Origin of the sequence: Rothia nasimurium, from assembly GCF_928391935.1 — a bacterium.
GTDB classification, from domain to species: domain Bacteria; phylum Actinomycetota; class Actinomycetes; order Actinomycetales; family Micrococcaceae; genus Rothia; species Rothia nasimurium_D.
This window is the reverse complement of sequence record NZ_CAKMTD010000034.1, coordinates 1-255: the sequence shown is the minus strand read 5'-3', so window position 1 is coordinate 255 and position 255 is coordinate 1. Positions and strand designations below refer to the sequence as shown.

The window sequence follows — 255 nt, the reverse complement described above, 5'->3', positions numbered from 1 at the left end:
TTACAAGCCGTTGGAGCCTTTTGGGGTGACAGCGTGCCTTTTGAAGAATGAGCCTGCGAGTTAGTGTTCTGTCGCGAGGTTAACCCGTGTGGGGAAGCCGTAGCGAAAGCGAGTCTGAATAGGGCGTGTGAGTGGCAGGATCTAGACCCGAAGCGGAGTGATCTATCCATGGCCAGGTTGAAGCGACGGTAAGACGTCGTGGAGGACCGAACCCACTTCAGTTGAAAATGGAGGGGATGAGCTGTGGATAGGGGT

Annotated in this window: 1 rRNA gene; it reads left to right on the top strand. The window is 54.9% G+C overall.

The features are described 5' to 3' along the window. Positions 1–255: ribosomal RNA gene (locus L7A15_RS10620) — 23S ribosomal RNA — on the top strand; the annotation flags it as partial.